Raw genomic sequence first — 21,321 nt, 5'->3', positions numbered from 1 at the left:
GTTTCTTGTAAGTTATCGTAACCTATAAACTGAACAATTTGAGGAGGAATCCTGCTTGAACAAGCGTTTTGTGATTTTGGATGGCAGCAGCCTTATGTATCGTGCGTTTTATGCGCTGCCACCATTGACGGATTCCCTGGGTGAACCGACCAATGCGATTTTTGGTTTTTCCAACATGCTAACTAAGCTGTTGGGAGAACTGAAACCGGATTCTTTGGTTATTGCCTTTGATAAGGGAAAGAAGACGTTCCGCACGGAACGCTATCCAGAATACAAGGGAACGCGTGACAAGACCCCGGAAGAGCTCCTCGCCCAAATCCCGCTGCTGCATGAATTTGCAGCAGCTTTTGGCGTTTCTTTTATCGAAAAAGAACGTTATGAGGCAGATGATATCATCGGTACCTTGGCAACCAAGGCCGCTGCGGCTGGTCATGACGTCATGGTTGTCACTGGCGATAAGGATGCGCTGCAGCTGGTGCGCAAAAATCTTCGCGTCATGCTGACGAAGAAGGGGATATCGGAGCTTAAGGCCTACGACGAAGAAGTATTCCGGGAGGAATACGGTTTCGAGCCGATTCGGCTGATTGACCTTAAGGGACTCATGGGCGATACTTCCGACAATATTCCGGGGGTTCCTGGCGTGGGGCCGAAAACAGCAACAAAACTGTTGCTAGAATACGGTACCTTAGAAAATGTCTTGGACAACATTGAGGCGATTTCCGGCAAGAAATTAAAGGAGCGCCTGACAGAAAATCGTGACCAGGCAATCCTGTCCAAGGAGCTTGCCACCATTGAATTGCAAGTTCCCGATATGGAGCTTTTGATGGAGGACTATGCCATCACGCCAGACCACATTGCCATGAAGAAATTCTGCGACCGTTATGAGTTACGAGGGGTTTGGAAGAACTTCACGAAAATCTATGGAGAATCTGATGATGGATTGTTTGCCGGCATGGAAATCCAGGAAGCAGCCCCCGTCGATCTTTCCTATGAAATATGGGATGAAAAACAGGCGGCAGCGGCTTTTACTAAGGCTGAATCCATGGCGGTCAGCGGTATCTTTACGGGGCAGGCGCCCTTTGAACAGCTTGGCAGCGCCGTGGTAGTTACTTTGCCTGCTGGTGATGCGGGCTTGGTGGCTGCCGATACCCCGGCATGGCAGCAGCTGCTGGCGTTTATGGAAGCGGAAAAACCGGTGACGGTTTACGATTTGAAGCGGTATTATCACGGGGGAATCAAGGCGGGCAAGGCCTTTTTTGACATCAAACTGGCCGATTATCTTATTCATCCCGAACTGTCGAAATACGAGCTTTCCAATCTTTCCCATCAGTATTTCCCTGAGCAGAGTGTACCTGATTCCTTTGATGAGGAGGTAATGGAGGCCGTCTGGAGGGCAAAACTCATTGCCAAGCTTCAGCCGAAACTTTCGGCTGAACTTGAGGAATTGGGCATGAAAAAGCTCTATGATGAAATTGAACTGCCACTGGTGGAAGTCCTGGCGGCCATGGAACAGAATGGCGTTTACGTAAATCGAAAAAGCCTGGAAGAGAAAGCCGCCGAGGTTGGCAAGAAGATTGAAAAAATCCAGCAGGATATCTACGCGCTGGCGGGGACAGAGTTCAATATCAACTCGCCCAAGCAGCTTGGCGAGGTGCTCTTCGAGCGGTTGGAACTTCCGCCAACGAAGAAGACCAAGACGGGTTACTCCACCAATGCGGAAGTATTGGAATCCCTGCGGTTCCAGCATCCGATTATCGAACAGATCTTGGCCTATCGCATGTGGACGAAACTGAAATCCACTTATCTCGATTCCATTGGGGAGCTTATCCACCCAGAATCGGGACGGGTTCACACGAGTTTCAACCAGACCGTTACTGCAACGGGGCGGCTTTCTAGTTCGGATCCGAACTTGCAGAATATCCCGGTGCGCACAGAGGAAGGCAAGACCATCCGCGCACTCTTTGAGCCCGGGGAAGGTTATGATTACCTTCTTTCGGCCGATTATTCGCAGATTGAGCTGCGCCTGCTGGCCCATATGTCAGGGGACGAAAGCTTTATCGATGCCTTCTGCCAGAATCAGGATATCCATGCCCGCACGGCTTCAGAGGTATTTGGCGTGCCCTTGGCAGAAGTCACTCCGACGCTTCGCAGCCGGGCTAAGGCTGTAAACTTTGGCATTGTCTACGGCATCAGCGACTATGGACTTTCCCGCGATTTGCACATCCCGAAGAAGGAAGCGGCAAGTTATATCGATAGTTATTTTACGCGTTATCCAGGCATCCGCAAATTCATGGATGATACGGTGTCTGCTGCTCATGAAACGGGCTGTGTTACGACCCTTTACGGCCGCCGCCGTGAACTGCCAGCTATCAAGAGCCGGAACTTCATGCAGCGGTCGCTGGCGGAACGCATGGCAATGAATACGCCGATTCAGGGAACGGCCGCGGATATTATCAAGCTGGCCATGATTGAAGCGTATCATCGTTTGCAGGAAGCGGGAGTCAAGAGCCGAATCCTGCTGCAGGTTCACGATGAATTGGTCCTGGAAACCACCGAGGAAGAACGGGAAACCGTCAGCAAAATTCTCAAGGAATCCATGGAGCAGGTGGCAAAGCTTTCGGTGCCCCTGTTGATTGATATTCACAGTGGCAAGAACTGGGCGGAGGCGAAGTGATATGCCAGAGATGCCAGAGGTGGAAATCATCCGCCGCTATCTCGATACAGTTTTGACCGGTCAAACAATCATGAAGCTGGATCTTTTGCTGCCGCGTCAGATTAAATGGCCAGAGCCGGAAGCTTATCGGGCAATGGCCATTGGCCGGACGATACAGGCGATGAAGCGCCGGGGGAAGTATCTCATCATGGAGCTCGACAATGGCAATGAACTGATTTTCCATCTTCGTATGACGGGAAGGTTGGTATTTGAACCGGAGGGAGAGTCTCACGATTCGTATGCGCGGCTGTTATTCCATCTTGATGGCGGCGGGCTGCTCGTCTATGGGGATACCCGTACGCTCGGGGCGGTCTATGCGTTAGCTCCAGGGGAGCGCTGGCGCATTCATGGCCTTGCTGAAATGGGGCCAGAGCCGTTGTCGCCTGAATTTACGCCAGAATATCTCTATCAACTGGTGCAGGGAAAAAAGACGCTCATCAAGTCGCTTTTGCTGAATCAAAAATATATTGGTGGCATTGGTAACATTTACGATGATGAGGCATTGTTCTTAGCCGGCATCCATCCCCAGCGGCGTGCTAGTACCCTTACCCAGGAAGAATGCCAGCGCCTTTATGGAACCATTAATTCGGTTATCGAGGCAGGAATCCGCGATGGCGGCACCACCTTCCGGGATTATCAGAATGGTGAGGGGGGGCACGGAAGTCACCAGGAACACCTCTTTGTCTACAATCGGAAGGGGCAGCCCTGCCGCAAGTGCGGTACGCCCATCGAGAAGATAACCGTAGGAGGGCGGGGAACCCATTACTGCCCTCGTTGTCAAAAATGACCCAAGGAGGAGCGGGGGATGAAAATCATCGGCCTTACGGGGGGCATAGCCTCTGGCAAGAGTACTGTTTCTGCCTATTTGCAAAAAAAAGGTGCCAGCATCATCGATGCCGACGGGATTGCCCATGAACTTCTAGCGCCGGGCAAACCTCTCTATGAGGCCTATCGCAATCATTTCGGGGAAAAAATCCTGTTGCCTGATGGTGGACTTAACCGCCGCGTCATTGGGCAGCGGGTCTTTTCTGACCCTGGAGAACGGCAATGGATTGATGCCACGGCTCATCCGCTGATTCAGCAGGAAATCTGCCGGCGGGTGAAGCGGTATCAAAGGGAGAAAAAATCTTTAATTGTGTTGGATGTTCCATTGCTCTTTGAGTCGGGATGGGATAAAATGGCAGAGAAGGTTTGCCTCGTATATGTAGAGGAAAAAATCCAGTTGGCGCGCCTTATGAAGCGCAACGGCTATGGAAGGGAAGAGGCGGCGGCTAGAATTGCCGCGCAAATGCCTTTAGAAGAGAAAAAAAAACGGGCTGATTGCCTGATTGATAATAGTGGAAGCCTGTCGTCAACCCTGCGGCAGGTGGATAATCTATGGAAGGAGTGGACGCATGACGGAGTTTCATGACAGGGTCCGTCAAAGCAGGAAGATGCAACATCGCCGCATGGTGTCCTGTTTTTGTGTTGCGTTATTCATTATTTTCGCAAGCCTCAGTGCTTTTTTTGTGTTAAAGTTTGAACCGGTGCAGCGCAGTTATTTTTACGTTTATCCCTATCACGATACGGTGATGAAGTATGCTTCGATGTATCATGTGGATAGTAATCTTACGGCTGCGGTCATCAAAAAGGAGAGCAAGTTCAAACGGGAAGTGCATTCCCACCGTGGGGCCATTGGGCTTATGCAGATAATGCCGGATACGGCAAAGTGGATTGCCGGGCAGCTTGGGGATACAAACTACTCGGAAGAAGGGCTCCATGAACCGGACCGCAATATCCGGTATGGAACTTGGTATCTTTCTACCCTGCAGAAAGAATTTCACGGAAATAATGTGTTGGCCTTGGCGGCCTATAATGCCGGCCGGGGAAACGTGCAGGAATGGATTAAACAATATAACTGGTCAGAGGATTTTTCGGATATCGATGCCATCCCCTTTGCGGAGACACGGGATTATGTCCGGCAGGTACTGGCCGATGAGAAGAAGTACCGGGAGCTTTATCCGGAGTAAGAGGAGCTTGGGGAATGCAGAAGTATCGAATCGTTCCGCAACAGGAGAATATGTTTTGGCAGCTGGTTCAGGGAATGGCGCTGGATGATGAGCAAAAAGAGCTCATGAAGACAGCGTCTATTCGCCATGTGGAGGTATGTACTAAGACCAACAGCTGGGAAATCGTGCTGATTAGCCAGACGCTTATTCCCGATGCCCTTTTACAGGAAGCCGCTGCACAGATCCAACGGAAATGCCAGCTTGACCAGGTGCTGTTCTATCAGGAAGTTATCGATGTGGAGGATGGTATCCAGAAAATTTGGACCAAACTTGTGACGGTGGTTTCCGAAGGCAACCCGACGGTGTTTCAGCTCTTGAAGCGTTCGAAGTACCGAGTGGATGGCAGCCGGCTGATTCTCGACGTGCCGGGGGAACTCGGCGGCGAAATCATGCGTGCCCATTCGGTGGCTCAGCTCATGGGCAAAGCCATCAAGCAGCTACTGGGATATCGTTGCCCCGTGGAGTGCAATGCCAGCGACGAAGTTTTGCAGAATCTCGAGGTGGACGACAGCTTCAATACGCCGGAATACCGTGCCGCCATCCATCAGGAACGGGTGGCTGAACAGAAAGCCGCCACGGCAAAGGCAAAGGCGGTTCGTGCTAAACCCGCCGCAGAGAACAAGCCCCCAGCGCCGAAGGTTCCCAAACACCACGACGACTTTGACCGGCCGGTGGTGGTTCATGGCGCCGGCAACCTCATCTTTGGCCGCGGCGTTATGGGCGAGCGTAAGCTCATTGACGAGCTGGACGGGGAGATGAAAAACGTCATTCTCGAAGGCTTTATCGGGGAAGGGGCTATTTCTGGGATCAAGACCAATGAGTTCAAGACCGGAACGAAGCTGCTTTCCTTCTGCCTGTCGGATGAGAGCAACGGTATCGCCTGCAAGAAGTTCTTCAAACCCAAACGGGGCAAGAACGGCCCGGAAGAGGATTTCGAGGAAATCATCGGCAAACTCAAAGAGGGGATGGAAGTGCGCATCCGCGGCTCTATCCGCTTTGATACCTATATGAATGAGTACGTGCTCTTCATGGATTCTTTGGCCAAGAAGGAAACAGAATCCCGCATGGATAATGCGGAGGAAAAGCGGGTAGAGCTTCATGCCCATACTACCATGAGTGCCATGGATGCCGTGGTATCGGTCAAGAATCTGGTCAAGACGGCGGCCCGTTGGGGTTGGCCGGCCATTGCCATTACGGACCATGGTGTGGTTCAGGCTTACCCGGATGCGGCCAAGGCTGCCAAGGATGCTGGTATCAAGGTCATCTATGGCATGGAAGGCTATCTTACAGGCGATGATTGGGAGCAGAAACGGGCCAACCATATTATCTTTTTGGCCAAGAATCCCAATGGCCTGCGGAATCTCTATCAGATGGTATCGCTGGCTCATGTTAAATATTTTCACCGGCAGCCACGTCTGCCCAAGAAAATCATTGAAGAATACCGTGAGGGTATTATCATTGGTTCTGCCTGCGAGGCGGGAGAACTTATCCGGGCGATTGTGGAGGGCCAGTCGGATGAGCAGCTAATCGAGATTGCCAATTTCTACGATTACCTTGAGATTCAGCCCATTCACAACAACGACTTTTTGAAGCGCAGTGATAAATTCCCCGATATCAATACGGATGAAGACCTTATCAACATCAACCTGAAAGTGGCGGAACTGGCACAGAAGCTCGGCAAGATGCTGGTGGCAACCTGCGACGTCCATTTCTTGAATCCAGAGGATCAGATATACCGTGCCATCCTCATGAAGGGCAAGGGCTTTGATGATGCTGAGCTGCAACCGCCACTCTATCTGCGGACGACGGAAGAAATGCTGGCAGAATTTGAATACCTAGGTGAGGAACTGGCTTATGAGGCCGTCGTCACGAATCCGCGCAAAATCAACGAGATGATTGAATCCTTTAAGCCGATTCCGGATGACTTGTATTCGCCGATGATTCCAGGGGCCGATGAAGAAATCCGGTCGATGTCTTACAACAAGGCCAAGGAGATGTATGGCGAAAATTTGCCGGAAATCGTTGAGGCCCGTCTCCAGCAGGAGTTGAAGCCGATTATCGGCCATGGATTCTCCGTGCTGTATCTCATCGCCCAGCGACTGGTTAAAAAGTCCAATGACGATGGTTACTTGGTCGGTTCCCGTGGTTCCGTCGGTTCTTCGTTTATCGCTACAATGACGGGGATCACGGAGGTTAATCCGCTGCCGCCGCATTGGCGCTGCCCGCATTGCCAGTATAGCAAATTCATTACCGATGGTTCCTATGGCTGTGGGTATGACTTGCCGGATATGAATTGTCCAGTTTGCGGGGAGCCACTGATAAAAGATGGTCACGATATCCCGTTTGCCGTATTCCTGGGCTTTGATGGTGATAAAGTACCGGATATCGACTTGAACTTCTCGGGTACCTACCAGCCGGTGGCCCATAAATACACGGAGATTCTGTTTGGCAAGGACAACGTCTATCGCGCCGGTTCCATTCAGACCGTCGCCGATAAGACGGCCTTTGGCTACGTCAAGAAATTCTTCGAGGAGAAGGGCGTTAAGAAACATGGTTCCTATATCGACCGGCTGGCCCATGGCTGTATGGGTGTCAAATCCACAACGGGCCAGCATCCGGCCGGTATCATGGTTGTGCCACGCAATATGGACGTTCATTTCTTTACGCCGATTCAGCATCCGGCCAACGATATGAACTGCGGCACTATAACCACGCACTTCGATTATCACTCCATCAGTAGTCGTCTGGTCAAGCTCGATATTCTCGGCCACGATGACCCGACGGTTATCAAGATGCTAGAAGACCTCACCTGCCGTGACCCGAAGACCATTCCCTTTGACGACAAGGCCACCATGTCGATTTTTAACTCGACGGTTGCCCTGGGGCTTACCCCAGAGGAACTGGGGGCGACTTCGGGAACCTTTGGTATCCCGGAGTTCCGCACCCCCTTTACCCGGCAGATGATTGATGACACCAATCCGGACGTGTTCTCGGACTTAGTGCGTATATCGGGATTCTCACACGGTACGGATGTGTGGCTGGGCAATGCCCAGGACCTTATTCGCGGGGGCCAGTGCACCATAAAAAATGCCATCTCGGCCCGTGACGATATCATGATGTATTTGATTCATAACGGCATCGATCCGCTGCTTTCCTTTAAGACTATGGAGAAGGTTCGTAAGGGCAAGGGCATTGCGGAGGATACGGTGGAGATATTGCGCAAGGGCGGTATTCCCGAATGGTATATCGAATCCTGCCAGAAAATCAAGTACCTGTTCCCTCGGGCTCATGCAACGGCTTATGTTATGATGGCCTACCGTATCGCTTTCTGTAAGGTTCATTACCCGTTGGCCTATTACGCTGCGTATTTTTCCATTCGTGCCGCCGAATTTGATGCCAATGTCATCGCTAGGGGCAGGGACTATGTGGGGGACCAGATTCACCAGTTGGAATTGGCTTCAAAAGAGAAGAAGCTGGACGCCAAGCAGAATGCTACCCTTATCGTCCTGCAGCTGGCGTGGGAAATGTATTTGCGCGGTTACAGTTGCGAATATGTTGACATCTACGAGTCGGATGCGGAAAAATTCGTCATCCATGAAAAATCCCTGCTGCCGCCAATTGCCAGCCTCAGCGGCATGGGCACCAAGGCGGCCCAGAGCATCGTGGAAGCCCGCAAAGACGGCGTGTTTACGAGTATTGAAGACCTTCGCCGCCGCACGGGTATTTCCAAGACCAATATCGAAATCCTGCGGGATCACGGCTGTTTGGATGGTATGGGAGAAAGCGACCAGATTGCGCTGTTTAGTTAATTGTGTTCAGAAGGAAAGGGAAGAGAGGCAGGCTTATGAAAAAAATCGGATGGATGTGTTTCTTGTTGCTGTTGTTGTTGCCGCTGCGATTTGCTGAAGCAGGCCATTATCATAACGGTTTGTTCTTTTATGATGATGCGAATCATTACCTGCGCATCACCCATTATTCGGGTTCCGGTGTCGCTAGTTTTGTTGATTTGACCTCGGCCACAAAAGTGCAGACAAATGATTCGGATGCCATATTCGTCGCTTGTGCCTATGAGTGGTCAAAATCAAATCCGGTTCTTACCTCCCATGGTTATTTCTATGTTTGGAAAAAAACGAATGGCACGTATTATATCAAACATGCCGATACTGCGGATTATACAGGGGATTATCACCGCCTGCCCGAGGCATTAGGAAGAGAAGCCCAGTATATTGAATCCTGGGCCTATGGAAATATGCGCAATAGAAATTAAGGTTAAAAGGAAGTCTCATTAGGTTATGGAAAAGAAGTTTGACATCAATGAAGAGGGCTTTAGCATTCGCTGCAAGCTCTTTACCCGTGATAGTGATAAGACGGTGCGTATCTTTCGTGACGTGGTTATCCTGACCCATGGTTTTGGCAGCCATAAGGATACGGCTGGTACGGCGAACTTTGGTGAGCATATGGTAAATAAATACAAAGGCTATGCCGTTATTGCCTTTGATTGGCCTTGTCATGGGGAAGATGCTCGTAAGAAACTGGAAATCGGCGAATGCATGACCTATTTGCGGCTGGTGACGGCTTATGCAAAAACGGAGCTGCAGGCAGAACGTGTCTACAACTATTCCACCAGCTTTGGGGCATATCTGACGTTGCGTTATATAATCGAGCAGGAAAATCCCTTTGCCAAAATAGCCCTGCGCAGTCCGGCGGTCAACATGTTTGACTCCATGGAAAAACATCTTACCGAGGATAATCGGGCAAAGCTGGCCAAGGGTAAAGAGGTGCAAGTGGGCTTTGAGCGCAAACTAAAAATCGATAACGGCCTGCTGGATTCGCTAGAGGCCTTTGATGTCCGGGATCATGAGTATTTTGACTTTGCCGATGATATGCTGATTCTGCACGGTACGAAGGATGAAATGATTCCCTTTGCAATTTCCCAGGAATTTGCCGAGAACAATGTCATTGAATTTATTGCCGTCGAGGGGGCAAATCACCCCTTCCAGAATCAGAACCACATGGCCTTAGCCATTTCAAAGATTGTGGAATTTTTTGGCCCAGAGGTGCAAGAATAACAGATAGGGGAATGAGCAAGATAACCTATGAATAGTTTGGATAAAAATGAAGAGAAGGAACGCATTTTTAGCGAACCCTTTGCCGAGATTAGTCCCAAAATGCATCTGTTGCTGCATACGGGACAGCTGCTGATGGAAAATGGCGCCGATTCGGACCGTACCCTGCGTGATATGATGCGGGCGGCCTCCTTTATGGGAATCCCGAAGGATCGCATTCATCAGCATGTCATGTATACGACGCTGATGCTTAACGTCAACGATGACCGGCATTCCTATACGGAGTTTCGCAAATGTACCAAGCATGGCGTCAATATGACGACCCTTTCAGCGGTCAGTAAGCTGACTTGGCGGGCCATGGCCAAAAATTATTCCCTGCAGGACTTTGAGCGGCAGCTGGAAAATATCCGCAAGCTGCCACGGAATTATCCGGTATGGCTCACTGCCTTAGGGGCGGGGGCTGCCTGTGGTGGATTTTGTAAACTCTTCGGTGGCAGCTGGTTGGATTTTTTGCTGACGGCTGTCTGCGCGCTGTTGGGCTTTTTGATTCGCCGCGTTTGCCTAGGCTATGGGTTTAACACCTATGCGTCCATAGCCATTACTTCCTTTGCAACGACGCTGCTGGCCTGGGCTACGCAGTTTTTGACGGGGAGTCTCAACTGGTATCCGCTGATTGCCTGCACCCTGTTTTTGGTGCCAGGTATTCCGCTTATCAATGCCGTGGATGATTTACTCAACAACTTTATTGTTTCCGGCATGACAAGAGCCATGCATACGCTGCTAGTTGTTGGCTCCATGACCTTTGGCATTGTGATGGCTATCCGCTTAGGGGGCGTTACAGACTTTACGGCCGTGAGCCTTTCGGCGGCGGAGACTTCTTACGTATCCCAGGCTCTAGCGGCGGCGATTGCCTCTATCGGGTTTTCCATTATCTTCAACGTTCCGAAGCGCTTGTTGCCTGTGGTGGGAGTTGGTGGCATTATCACCGTATTGCTCCGCAACGTGACGGTGATGGAACTTGGCTGGTCCCAGGCGGCTGGCTCCTTCTTTGGGGCAGCTGTGGTGGGCGTCATCGCCCTGCGGGCAATCCATTGGTTTCACACCCCTAATATCATCATGACGATTCCATCAGCCATTCCGATGATTCCCGGCGTTTTGCTTTATCGGCTGCTCTTTGCCTTGCTGAACATTCAGTTCATCACCTCGAGTGCCTTGCTAGATGGCATACGAAGCGGCGTCGAGGCGGTCATCATCATCATCAGTATTGCCGTTGGTGTGGCAATTCCCAATATCTTCATTCATCGCTACATTCAAGAGCGAAAGTTGGAAAATGAACGCCGTCTGCTAGCTCAGCGCTATAATGAGGAATAAGCCGCTACGAATAAAAAACGAAAAGAATCTCTTTTAAATAGGGATTCTTTTTTTTATGGCGAAATACTTAGTAAAGCAATTTATGCAGTCAAGCTAAAAAAAATGATGAAAAAGGACGTGATGATTATGGATAGCAGAAGGATGTTTTGCCAGGGGATGACAATGGCCGCAATGGTTATCCTTTTGTCCAATACCGGAATGGCTCAAAGCAGTGTGCCAGTTGAGACAAAGCCCGCCAAGGATCGGGCGGTGGAAATCCAGTTAGAATATCTCGATGGCCGCTGGTTTGCTAGGCGTGACATCGACCTTTACAATCTTCATATCTATCGGCAATACAAAAAAATAAAAGATGTCTCGCTTCACTATGGCCTCAGCGTGACGCGCCCTTTGGGTAAGACCACCGATGATGATATTGCCCGGGACTCGGAGGCAGTGGGGCTGGGCCCATCCTATATGATGCGCTGGGAGAAAAATTTATCCAAGAAGTGGTCGGCATCCATCGATGGGGCTGGGTCAATCTTGGCGTATAATCACGCGCATCCAGCTAACGGCAGAGCCTTTGGCTTCCTCTGGCGGATTGGCCCGCGAGTCACTTATCATTTCACTGCAGAGGATTCCATAAGCGCCGCCTATATCATCCACCATGCTTCCAACGGCTTCAAGACCCATAATCCCGGCTATAACGGTGTAGGCATATCCTTAGGGTATCGGCATGCATTCTGATAATTGACCGGTCAATTATGACAAGTCAATTCCGCCCGCCTTTGTATTTTTACGGTGAAATTTATTGAGAAGTTGGATGAATAAGCAACCGATGGGGGCTTTTTTCTATTGCTGATTATAGTGGCTGAGTCTGGTGAAAAGAAACTTGAGCAGCTTCCACGTAAGGTAAAGCAGTGTAATCAGACCAACAAGAAGAATAAAACATAGAATCAAGAACATTACCATAAAGGACCCCTATTTTGCATAATCATAACCTTCTATCACGACGTCTAATTTACCAGTTCGTGGATGGAAAATCAGCCCGTGCACAGGTACATCGTCAGGAATCAGAGGATTCAGCCGGATGGCTTCGACGGTATCGATGACGTTTTGTTCGGGGTGCTGGAATTCGTCTGCCCATTCGGCAAGTTCCTTAGCAATCATGTGGATAGCTTCTTTGGGAACGCCGCGTGACAGCATGGCCTTGGTGAGGCTCTGGGAGGTGGTCTTGGACATGCCGCATTCGTGGTGGCCGATGACGAGGATTTCCTTGACGCCAAGCTCATAGATGCAGACCATGAGGCTGCGGATGGTGCCGTCAAAGACGCCCGTTACGGAGTTTCCCGCTGTTTTGATTACCTTGGCATCGCCACGGGCCAGGCCTAAGGCGGGCTCAAGGAAATTGACCAGCCGGGTATCCATGCAGGTGATGATGGCTACCTGTTTCTGGGGCAGTTTGCTTTGCTGATGGTCTTCCTGCGTATAGTCCATAGGTGGGGCGGTACAGAACGAGGCGTTGACCGCCAGGATATCTTGTAGAACTGACATAATGTGATCCTCCTTGTTTTGCTGGTTGTTTTCGTATGTATTTCTTTTTCATGCGGGAAATATCCTGCTTGGGCAGAGGAATTGACAGGGCAATTTGCTTATAGGCAAAGAACAGGGATGAGATTATAATATAGATAAGCGATTTACAGGGAGGGCGGTTCATGGAAACTTTTTTGTTGATTGTTTTGGGAATATTTATTGGCTGGGTAGTGTTCCGGTCCCAAAAGGAAACGGGAAAACATGGAAATCGGCTGGTTGCGGCTGATAAAGCCGAGTGTGGACAGCGGAAGGTACGCATAGGAAAGGAACCTGCACGGCAATCGCAAGTGGCATTACGCCGAGAGAAAGATCATACTTTGCGCAATGTAGCGGGGGGCGTGGCTGCTGGGGCAATCCTTGGACATATGCTCAGCGGAGATAAGAAAAATGGGAATCAGGAAATAACCAATAACTATACAAACTATAATGACGATTGGCTATGGGAGGAGAGAGAGACAGAAATCGATGAAGCGGCTGATGGAGACTATGCGGCAGAAGATACCTCCGTTTATGAAGATGCAGTAGATGACAGTGAGGAGTCGTCGTTCTGGAATGATTCTTACGACAATGACGAGGACTATTGATAAATGAGCCTTGCAGGACGGTGTCCTGTAAGGCTCATTCTTTTTGCATAACATCCTCTAATGTGGCATTAAGCCGGCACAAAATATCGTTTAAAGAAAGGGCAATACAATAAAAGAATCCATAAATCATGGCGCGTACCGGGAAGGGATGAGAGCATGTATGCAATAATAAATAAGGGGAATGGTAAATACTATACTTCGACGGTGTATGCACAATATCAAGAGCTGAATGAGGAGGGCGAAGCAAGCTGCTGGGGAGCATATTTTATCGTCCTCAACGAAGAGAAGACGGCTCTGGCCAAGCAGTATGTCTATGATACGGCAGCGGCGCCGTATTTACATAGGAGGGTTCTTATCACGGATGGGGAGCAGGAAAACTGGCGGGTGGACCCAAAGACTAAGCTAGGGGAGGTGGCGCTTTCGGATAAGGAGGCGTTGCTTCGCATGGTGGAGCAGGAGCGTGTCTCCCGTGAATTGTTGGCGCTGGATGAAGGCTATCGGTTTGAAGCCTATCCGGCAATCCGCGGGCAGAAGGATATCCGGAATTTGATGCTTGTGTCGGGCGGTTTTCACGATGCTTATGTTGAACGGCTGGAAGAGCAGGAGGATGGCGTTTACGTCTTGTTCGGCGGCATTTGGGGCGGACAGCTTGAGATGTGGTTTACAGGTGATGCGGCCTATGATATAAGCAGCCGCAGTGGTGAGATGGATGATCCCTATTGGTTTGATTCGACCATACTGATGGAGGATGGATTTATCTATCTGGTGGATGCTGAGCAGGTGAAGGTGGAAGCTATCAATTCCGGGTTGTGCTGGTTCAAGGCAAGGAGCGCGACATACCATGTCATACCCGATTAAAGGCGAGGGCGGCGGCTTTGCCTGCAATGGAATCGATTGATTGAGTCACGCCGGTTTGGTTCGTATGTAGGATAAGGAGAATAAAGTGATGGATGCTGCATGGATATCGAACAGTAGAATAAGATAAAAGCAGAGCACTGGCCAGAATGATATGGTCAGCGCTCTGCTTTTATCTTGCCACCATGGGCATGAGTTCTTGCTTATGCTGGTTGATGGCGTGGAGGTGGTCGATCCTGGCCTTGGTCTCCTGGTCTTCGCAGCTTCCGGTCTTGATGTAGTGATCCAAGACCGCGTAGGTGAAGCCGAGGTTGTCTTCGTCGGTCTTGCCGCAGAGCCCATCGGCGGGGGCTTTGTGGAGCAGATGGGTGGGCAGGCCGAGGACCTGGCCCATGGCTAGCACTTCATCGACGGTGTAGGCGGCCAGCGGGGCAACGTCTCCGGCGCTGTCGCCGTATTTGGTGCTGTAACCGACGTAGTCTTCGGAGCGGTTGCAGGTGTTGATGACCCGTCCGCCGCCGGGGATGCCCTGGGCGATGGCGTAAAGCGTCGCCATACGGAGACGCGGCGGGAGATTTTGCCGCAGGGCGTCGGTGACGGAGAAGTAGAAGTTGTGGTGGTTTATGATTTCGGTGTACTGCAGGGCTTTGAGCATTTCCTTGAAGGTTGTCTCGATGTTCACGATGCGGTACTGGATATCCAGGTGTCGGACAAGGCAAAGGGCGTCCTCGAGGTCGGACTGGACACCGTTGGGCATCAGAACGCCGATGACCCGATCCTTGCCCAGGGCCTCCACGCATAGGGCGGCTGCCACCGAGGAGTCCTTGCCGCCCGAGATGCCGACCACTGCCTGGGCCTCGGGGCCGTTCTTGCTGAACCAGTCCTGGAGGAAGGAAACAATCCGCTGTTTGTCTTCGTCTGCCTGGAATCTTGGATATGCCTGTTTCATGGTGGATACCTCCTATCAGTCGTTGTGCTTGAGCCGCCAGTCGATGGCCCGCTGCAGGTAGTCTACGTATTCCTGGTTCTTGCACATGCTTTTGCCCGGCGTATCGGATATCTTGGCTACGTCCTGGCCATTGCATCTGGTCACCTTCATGACGATGTTCAGCGGCTTGGCGTAGGTGTCGTTGGAAATATAGGTGCCGATGCCAAAGGCGACCTTGGCCTTGCCCTGGAAGTAGCGGGCAATCTTGTCGGCCTTGGCAAAGTCCAGCGAATCGGAGAACAGCAGCGTCTTGCTGGCGGGATCGATGCCGAGCCGCGTGTAGTGGTCGATGAGCTTGTCACCCCAGAGGAACGGGTCGCCGGAGTCGTGGCGGACGCCGCTGAACAGGGTGGCCAGGGTCTTGTCGAAGTCGCGCAGGAAGCAGTCGGTGGTGATGGTGTCTGTCAAGGCGATGCCGTTGTCGACTCCGTATTCCTTTACCCAGGCCTCGAGGGCGACCTGGTTGGAGTAGGCGGGATTGTAGAGGTGGTTGCCCTGGCCCATGCACATGATCCATTCGTGGGCCATCGTGCCGACCGGCTTGACGCCGAACTTCTTCGCCAGATAGACGTTGGAGGTGCCGACAAAGTAGGAGCGCAGCACATCGTTGCTGTCGAGGTCAGCGAACTGCTCGATGGCATATTCTTGGGCCTCAGCGCAAAGCCGGCGGCGCAGGCCAAATTCGGAGAAGATGGGCAGCCAGTAGTTCCCGGCCCGCAGCATATCGGCCTTTTGGCGCGTGCGTTTCTTGGCATCGGCGACCAGTGCCTCGTAGTCGGGGCGGAAGCGGTAGTAGACTTCATTCACGATGGCCAGCGTGGGGATCTCATACATGGAGGTGTCGAGCAGCGTTCCCTGGGTTTCGATGGACAGGCCGCAATCTCCGGCGGCCTGGATGGAGAAGTCGGCAAAGTCTGGCCGCCAGAGGCGCAGGTGATTGATGTAGGACTTCTTGAGCCATTTGATGCCGGCGAGGTAGGCAAGCTCCTCTTCGGTGAAGCGCAGCGCGCAGTAGGCTTTGATTTGGGCCTTGATCTCTTCGACCATGGCAGGGGTGAACTGCACGTCCTCATTGCGGCATTTGAACGTCCAGGTGGTTTCGTATTCGCTGGCCTGATGGAAGATGGCCTGCCCCATGCTGAACTTGTAGAGATCGGTTTCGAGCAGTGAGTGGATGATCTGGTTGAACTTCATGGTTACTTCCTCCTCAATCGCACAAGTAGTTATTTTCGCCAAGGCTCCTGTCCCTGGTGAAGGACGTTCACCTGGATGGTTTTCATGGCGGCAAGGGCTGTATCGTGGGACTCTGGCGTGACACCTGCGCAGCAGGCCGCATCGACAACGATGGGGACGTCAGGCAGTGCCGCTTTGGCGATGACGGCATTGGAGAGCACGCAGATATCGGTGCAGAGACCGATAAGCTCGATGGCTGCAATGACAGGGGTGTATTTCTGCTGCAGCAGGGGGCCGAGGGCCAGCGAACCGAAGGTGGGCTTATCTATGATGGTGTCGCCGGCGTCGATGGGCAGGCGATGGTCAATCTGCCAGCCTGCGGTGTCCTTGAGGCAGTGGGGGACTGGCAGATGCCTGCCCTCTTCCGTCTCCAGATAGTCCGCGTGGTGGGTGTCGCGGGTAAAAATCAGGATGTCGCCGTTCTGTCTGGCGGCTTCGATCTTTTGGCATACCGGCGGGACGATGGCAGCAGCTTCCTGGGAGCCAAGGGCGCCATCGATGAAATCGGCCTGCATATCTACGATGATCAGAATCTTTTTCGTGCTCATTTGTTTCCCGTCCTTTCAGATGTCATAACCGCTGGGGAGATATTTGTACAGCGTCGTCTTGCGCTTGCCTTCCTGTGCGTACTGGCCCAGTTCCTTGACGCGGTGCTTGCCGACATAGTCGCGCATGAACATGCGGCGGAAGTTCGGCTTGTCGAGCTGCTGGAACAGGATGGCCTCGTGTACGCGCAGCAGCTCTAAGATGTCGAAGCGGGCCTTGTCCTGCAGCAGGGCAAAGGCATCGTCGGTATAGTTCAGCCGTCCGCGGAGGCGTTTCAGGGCCGTCACGATCAGGTCCTCATGATCGAAGGCGATGTTCTTCATGGTGAGGGAGCATTTATCGCCGACGAAGTAGATGGAAAGGTCGCCGTTCTCGTCGTAGCCCTTGCGGATCTTGAAGAGCTTGGCTTCTTTGGCGTCATCGCCAGCCTTGGGCTGGAGCAGTCCCTTGGGAACCAGTGCGGTGTAGACCACACTGACCACATGGGTGCGCGGGTCGCGGTCGGGGGTCCCGACGGTGATGAGCTGCCGCAGGTCAATGCCATCGGCTGCTTTCACGCCGGTCTCCTCATAAAGTTCTCGAGCCGCAGCCTCATCGATCGATTCCCTGCCGGTTTCCAGGAAGCCGCCAGGGATGGCCCAATAATCTTTGTAGGGATGATGGGCGCGCTTGATCAACAGGATATTGAGCTCATTGTCATCATCCATCGTGAAGATGATCATGTCGGCAGTGACCGAAGGCCGTTCGTATTTTGACACGTCGTATTGATCGAGGAAGGCTTTCTCGGCCGCTACTTGTTCCTGATCCATATCCAACACCTCATTTCTTGGTATGCGAATGCTTGGTGATTCATTTATAGTCTAGATGACTTTTTACACTATAGTCAAATTGACTATAGTTAGTGTAGTATATTTGACTATAGATGTCAATGTTTTTTTGACTACGTGATGGGGAAAATTGTGCAGGGAAGGAAAAAGAAAAAGCCGCTGATCATATGCCAGCGGCTTGAAGTGTCTTCCTGTATGCCCCTCATCGAATCCGTGATGTTTTTGTTAAGCGGTAATATTGATAAAAGAACCGGCTAAAATACTGTCCATGTTGTCTTGATAGTGGTGGATTTCGCGCTGCTGACCTGGTGCGTAGTTCGTGGTAAGTGTCAAGTTTTTACCAGTGCGTGAATAGGTATGCGAAGTTACCACATTGTCGCCGTGCAGCGTCAAAACAACCATAGCTCCATCAGACATCCGCTTGGTAATCGTAGCACTCTCCACAGTTTTACGTTCCTGCGGTACGTCTTTTTTGTTGGGAGCTTCTTGTGATGAATCCGTAATTGCCGCTGAGGCCCGGATGGCCGAAATTCCCGACGCAGCTAGGCTCCAAAAGCTAGGTGACCCATTGATTGCACCAATGCCGCTCATGATAATCCCTCCTTTGCCTGGTGCAATACAGGAAAGACTACTAACATTATTATATCATCGGATGAAAGTTCTGACAATAATCGAATGAGGCTGTACGAAAATATTTTGGGAGAATCGTGGGAATCTTGGTATAATTAAAAGTAAGAGCAAGGTTTTGTTTTAGGAGGGCGTAATCATGAGACAGGTAACTTTGGGGACAACCGGCATTACCGTGCCACAAAATGGCTTTGGGGCATTGCCGATTCAGCGCGTGACGAAGGCGGAAGCGGTTACTCTTTTGCGGGCAGCCTATGCGGGCGGCATGCGTTATTTCGATACGGCGCGTGCCTATAGTGATAGTGAAGAGAAACTAGGCGAAGCATTCAAGGGGATGTGGGATAAGGTGTTTTTGGCGACAAAGACCCATGCTAAGACACCAGAAGTTTTTTGGCAGGATTTGGAGACGTCACTGCGGCTGCTGCAGACCAACTGCATCGACGTGTATCAGTTTCATTGTGCGGACCAGTGCTGGCGGCCCGGTGATGGTTCGGGCATGTATGAGGCCATGCTCGAGGCGAAAGCGCAGGGAAAGATCCGCCATATCGGCGTGACGGCTCATAAAATCAAAGTGGCCTTTGAGTGTGTGGAGTCAGGGCTCTATGAGACGATGCAGTTCCCGTTCAGTTATTTGGCTTCCGAGCAAGAAGTGAACTTAGTCAAACTTTGTCGGGAGAAAAAAGTTGGCTTTATTGCGATGAAAGGGCTGGCGGGTGGACTTATCAATCGTTCGGAGGCGGCGATGGCTTATATCGCGCAGTACGATAATGTCGTGCCTATCTGGGGCATTCAGCGGAAACAGGAACTTGATGAGTGGCTTTCTTATATGGAGGAAACGCCAGTCATGACGGAGGAAGTTGAGGCCTATATTGCGCAGGAGCAGCAGGATCTTTCGGGCGAGTTTTGCCGTGGCTGCGGTTATTGCATGCCTTGTCCGGCCGGCATCATGATTAACCAATGTGCGCGCATGTCGCTGATGTTGCGCCGTGCACCGTCCAAAGCGTGGCTTACGCCGGAGATACAGGCGGAGATGAAGAAAATCGAGAATTGTCTCAATTGCCGTCAGTGCACCACCAAATGTCCTTATGAGTTGAATACGCCAGCGCTTTTAAAGAAAAATTATGAGGATTATCAAAAAGTCCTCGCTGGCGAAATTGAGGTATGATGTGATTACGATTTATCCAGATTTTTATGAGAAGTTTTCCTGTAAGGCTGATTCGTGTCAGCATAGTTGTTGCATGGGGTGGGAAATTGACATTGATGCGCGGACGGCGAAACGCTATCAGACGATGTCGGATGCCTTGGGGGCAGAAATACGGCGCAATATTTTCTGTCACGACGGTATTTGGCAGTTTCGTTTAGATGAGAAAGCGCGCTGCCCGTTTCTTCGAACCGATGGCCTTTGTCAGCTGATACGAAATGCTGGGGATTCCATTCTCTGTGATATTTGTGCGAATCATCCGCGCTTTTTTGTGACGGCAGCGGATTTCGAACTGGCAGGCATGGGGCTTAGTTGTGAAAAGAGCTGTGAACTTTTGCTGGCTGACTTGTCAACCTTGACGTTTCACGAGGAAAATTCGGACCGGGCCATTGACTTGTCAACATTACTAGGGAACATGGGGATTGAGCTCCCGGCGGAAGAGCTTGTCTATCTGTCCGGGATGACAAAAGACGATGCCGAATTTGTTTTGGACTGCCTCGGAAAAACTGTGCCGATTGATGACGCGTGGACCAGACAATTAGGCGAATTGGCTGCGATGACAGATCAACTGGTGCCGCTTACGGAAAACGAATTGGTGCTCTTTACACGCATCTATCAGTATATTGTTTATCGGGCGTTGGAGCATCTCGAGACATTTGGCTTGGCAGCGATTCTTTCTTATGCACAGTTGAATGCTGATTTTATTTCTTTGCTTTATCAATTGACCGGTCAGCTGGATGAGTCGGTTCGGCGCTGGTCAGAGCAGATTGAGTACAGCGTCGAGAATGTTCGCTGTTTGATGAAGCTGGTTTAAGGAGATTTTATGATTTCAGTGGAAGTGGTACAGGGGCTGTTGATTCCTTTTGCGGGAACGAGCTTAGGGGCAGCCTGTGTTTATCTCATGCGAAAAGAGCTTCACGCGAAGGTTCAAAAGGGTCTTACTGGTTTTGCGGCAGGCGTTATGGTGGCGGCTTCGATTTGGAGTCTTTTGATTCCGGCTATGGAAGCGTCGGCAGGGATGGGAGCTTTATCGTTTTTGCCGGCGGTAATCGGATTTTGGGTGGGAACATTGTTCCTCTTGTTCCTCGACCATGCGATTCCTCATTTGCATATGAATGCAGATGCGGCGGAGGGACCTGCTAGTTCTTTGTCCAAGACGACGATGCTGGTGCTGGCAGTGACGCTTCACAATATCCCGGAAGGAATGGCAGTAGGTGTGGTCTTTGCTGGCTGGATGGCCGGGAATGTGGATATTACTATAGCGGGCGCTTTTGTGTTGTCGTTAGGCATTGCTATCCAGAATTTCCCGGAAGGGGCAATTATCTCCATGCCGCTTCGGAGTGCAGGGATGAGCCGTCATAAAGCCTTTGCCGCAGGTGTGCTTTCTGGTGTGGTGGAACCTGTGGGCGGCTTGTTGACGATTCTGGCGACAAGCTATGTGATTCCCGTGATGCCTTATTTGTTGGCTTTTGCGGCAGGAGCTATGCTTTATGTAGTTGTGGAAGAATTGATACCGGAAATGTCTGCGGGCAATCATTCGGATGTGGGGGTTCTTTGTTTTTCCGTAGGATTTACCCTGATGATGGCTTTGGATGTTGCTTTGGGGTAATAGGTGAGGATAGAGGACTGCTGTGGCAGGATTTTCCTTCCTGGCCGCGAATTTTACAAGCAAGAAAAAAGTTGGTCTCAAGGT

20 protein-coding genes are annotated in these 21,321 nt (G+C 51.2%); 14 read left to right on the top strand and 6 right to left on the bottom strand.

Annotated elements, in window-relative coordinates; translation table 11 throughout:
* The first annotated feature begins 55 nt into the window (after positions 1-55).
* The 9 genes from polA to BLQ36_RS07410 all read left to right on the top strand — a co-directional run bounded on the left by polA (position 56) and on the right by BLQ36_RS07410 (position 11,921).
* A complete protein-coding gene (polA, locus tag BLQ36_RS07450) occupies positions 56-2,674 on the top strand; it encodes a DNA polymerase I (RefSeq protein ID WP_074514989.1) in 2,619 nt (872 codons plus the stop codon).
* 1 nt (position 2,675) lies between these two features.
* Positions 2,676-3,500: a bifunctional DNA-formamidopyrimidine glycosylase/DNA-(apurinic or apyrimidinic site) lyase gene (mutM, locus tag BLQ36_RS13405; RefSeq protein WP_074514988.1), complete on the top strand. Its 825-nt coding sequence runs from the start codon at positions 2,676-2,678 to the stop codon at positions 3,498-3,500.
* A gap of 18 nt (positions 3,501-3,518) precedes the next feature.
* A complete protein-coding gene (coaE, locus tag BLQ36_RS13400; protein WP_074514987.1) occupies positions 3,519-4,124 on the top strand; it encodes a dephospho-CoA kinase in 606 nt (201 codons plus the stop codon).
* Between the two features lie 97 nt (positions 4,125-4,221).
* Positions 4,222-4,722, top strand: a complete 501-nt coding sequence (locus tag BLQ36_RS07435; protein WP_318260947.1) for a lytic transglycosylase domain-containing protein — start codon at positions 4,222-4,224, stop codon at positions 4,720-4,722.
* A 14-nt stretch (positions 4,723-4,736) separates the two neighbouring features.
* Positions 4,737-8,570: a PolC-type DNA polymerase III gene (locus tag BLQ36_RS07430; RefSeq protein WP_074514985.1), complete on the top strand. Its 3,834-nt coding sequence runs from the start codon at positions 4,737-4,739 to the stop codon at positions 8,568-8,570.
* 35 nt (positions 8,571-8,605) lie between these two features.
* Positions 8,606-9,028 carry a hypothetical protein gene (locus tag BLQ36_RS07425; protein ID WP_074514983.1) on the top strand — a complete coding sequence of 141 codons (423 nt, stop codon included), beginning with the start codon at positions 8,606-8,608 and terminating at the stop codon, positions 9,026-9,028.
* Between the two features lie 25 nt (positions 9,029-9,053).
* Positions 9,054-9,830, top strand: coding sequence for an alpha/beta hydrolase (locus tag BLQ36_RS07420; protein WP_074514982.1), 777 nt, complete (start codon positions 9,054-9,056; stop codon positions 9,828-9,830).
* A 27-nt stretch (positions 9,831-9,857) separates the two neighbouring features.
* The gene (locus tag BLQ36_RS07415) at positions 9,858-11,198 is read left to right on the top strand and encodes a threonine/serine ThrE exporter family protein (RefSeq protein ID WP_074514980.1); all 1,341 of its coding nucleotides are present in this window, start codon (positions 9,858-9,860) and stop codon (positions 11,196-11,198) included.
* A 126-nt stretch (positions 11,199-11,324) separates the two neighbouring features.
* Positions 11,325-11,921: an acyloxyacyl hydrolase gene (locus BLQ36_RS07410; RefSeq protein ID WP_318260945.1), complete on the top strand. Its 597-nt coding sequence runs from the start codon at positions 11,325-11,327 to the stop codon at positions 11,919-11,921.
* A 234-nt stretch (positions 11,922-12,155) separates the two neighbouring features.
* Here BLQ36_RS07410 and BLQ36_RS07405 read toward each other — a convergent pair whose 3' ends face one another.
* Complete coding sequence (locus tag BLQ36_RS07405; protein WP_074514977.1) at positions 12,156-12,728, bottom strand: beta-class carbonic anhydrase; 573 nt, start codon at positions 12,726-12,728, stop codon at positions 12,156-12,158.
* Between the two features lie 161 nt (positions 12,729-12,889).
* Here BLQ36_RS07405 and BLQ36_RS07400 point away from each other — a divergent pair, with 161 nt between their 5' ends.
* Entirely contained in the window at positions 12,890-13,351 is a 462-nt protein-coding gene (locus BLQ36_RS07400) for a hypothetical protein (RefSeq protein ID WP_074514976.1), read from the top strand.
* 156 nt (positions 13,352-13,507) lie between these two features.
* Positions 13,508-14,209 (top strand): hypothetical protein, encoded by a 702-nt coding sequence (locus tag BLQ36_RS13245; RefSeq protein ID WP_081342266.1) that lies wholly within the window; start codon positions 13,508-13,510, stop codon positions 14,207-14,209.
* 169 nt (positions 14,210-14,378) lie between these two features.
* Here the strand turns inward: BLQ36_RS13245 and nadE are convergent, their stop codons facing one another.
* The 5 genes from nadE to BLQ36_RS07370 form a co-directional block, all read right to left on the bottom strand.
* The gene (gene nadE, locus BLQ36_RS07390) at positions 14,379-15,155 is read right to left on the bottom strand and encodes an NAD(+) synthase (protein ID WP_074514974.1); all 777 of its coding nucleotides are present in this window, start codon (positions 15,153-15,155) and stop codon (positions 14,379-14,381) included.
* A gap of 15 nt (positions 15,156-15,170) precedes the next feature.
* The gene (gene pncB / locus BLQ36_RS07385; RefSeq protein ID WP_074514972.1) at positions 15,171-16,388 is read right to left on the bottom strand and encodes a nicotinate phosphoribosyltransferase; all 1,218 of its coding nucleotides are present in this window, start codon (positions 16,386-16,388) and stop codon (positions 15,171-15,173) included.
* Positions 16,389-16,417: 29 nt separating this feature from the next.
* Positions 16,418-16,975 carry a cysteine hydrolase family protein gene (locus tag BLQ36_RS07380; protein ID WP_074514971.1) on the bottom strand — a complete coding sequence of 186 codons (558 nt, stop codon included), beginning with the start codon at positions 16,973-16,975 and terminating at the stop codon, positions 16,418-16,420.
* A 15-nt stretch (positions 16,976-16,990) separates the two neighbouring features.
* Complete coding sequence (locus BLQ36_RS07375; RefSeq protein WP_143558705.1) at positions 16,991-17,782, bottom strand: NUDIX domain-containing protein; 792 nt, start codon at positions 17,780-17,782, stop codon at positions 16,991-16,993.
* Positions 17,783-18,025: 243 nt separating this feature from the next.
* Positions 18,026-18,391 (bottom strand): hypothetical protein, encoded by a 366-nt coding sequence (locus BLQ36_RS07370; RefSeq protein WP_033169367.1) that lies wholly within the window; start codon positions 18,389-18,391, stop codon positions 18,026-18,028.
* A gap of 175 nt (positions 18,392-18,566) precedes the next feature.
* Between BLQ36_RS07370 and BLQ36_RS07365 the strand changes: the two genes are divergently transcribed.
* Genes BLQ36_RS07365 through BLQ36_RS07355 form a run of 3 tightly spaced genes read left to right on the top strand, consistent with a single transcriptional unit; the run spans position 18,567 to position 21,237 of the window.
* Complete coding sequence (locus BLQ36_RS07365) at positions 18,567-19,592, top strand: aldo/keto reductase (RefSeq protein ID WP_074514967.1); 1,026 nt, start codon at positions 18,567-18,569, stop codon at positions 19,590-19,592.
* 1 nt (position 19,593) lies between these two features.
* The gene (fliB, locus tag BLQ36_RS07360) at positions 19,594-20,442 is read left to right on the top strand and encodes a flagellin lysine-N-methylase (RefSeq protein WP_318260944.1); all 849 of its coding nucleotides are present in this window, start codon (positions 19,594-19,596) and stop codon (positions 20,440-20,442) included.
* Between the two features lie 9 nt (positions 20,443-20,451).
* A complete protein-coding gene (locus tag BLQ36_RS07355) occupies positions 20,452-21,237 on the top strand; it encodes a ZIP family metal transporter (RefSeq protein ID WP_074514964.1) in 786 nt (261 codons plus the stop codon).
* Positions 21,238-21,321 lie beyond the last annotated feature (84 nt).

Origin of the sequence: Selenomonas sp. WCT3, assembly GCA_900100835.1 — a bacterium.
GTDB lineage: Bacteria > Bacillota > Negativicutes > Selenomonadales > Selenomonadaceae > Selenomonas_A > Selenomonas_A ruminantium_E.
The sequence above is the reverse complement of the archived record's forward strand: the minus strand, read 5'-3'. Positions and strand labels throughout refer to the sequence as shown.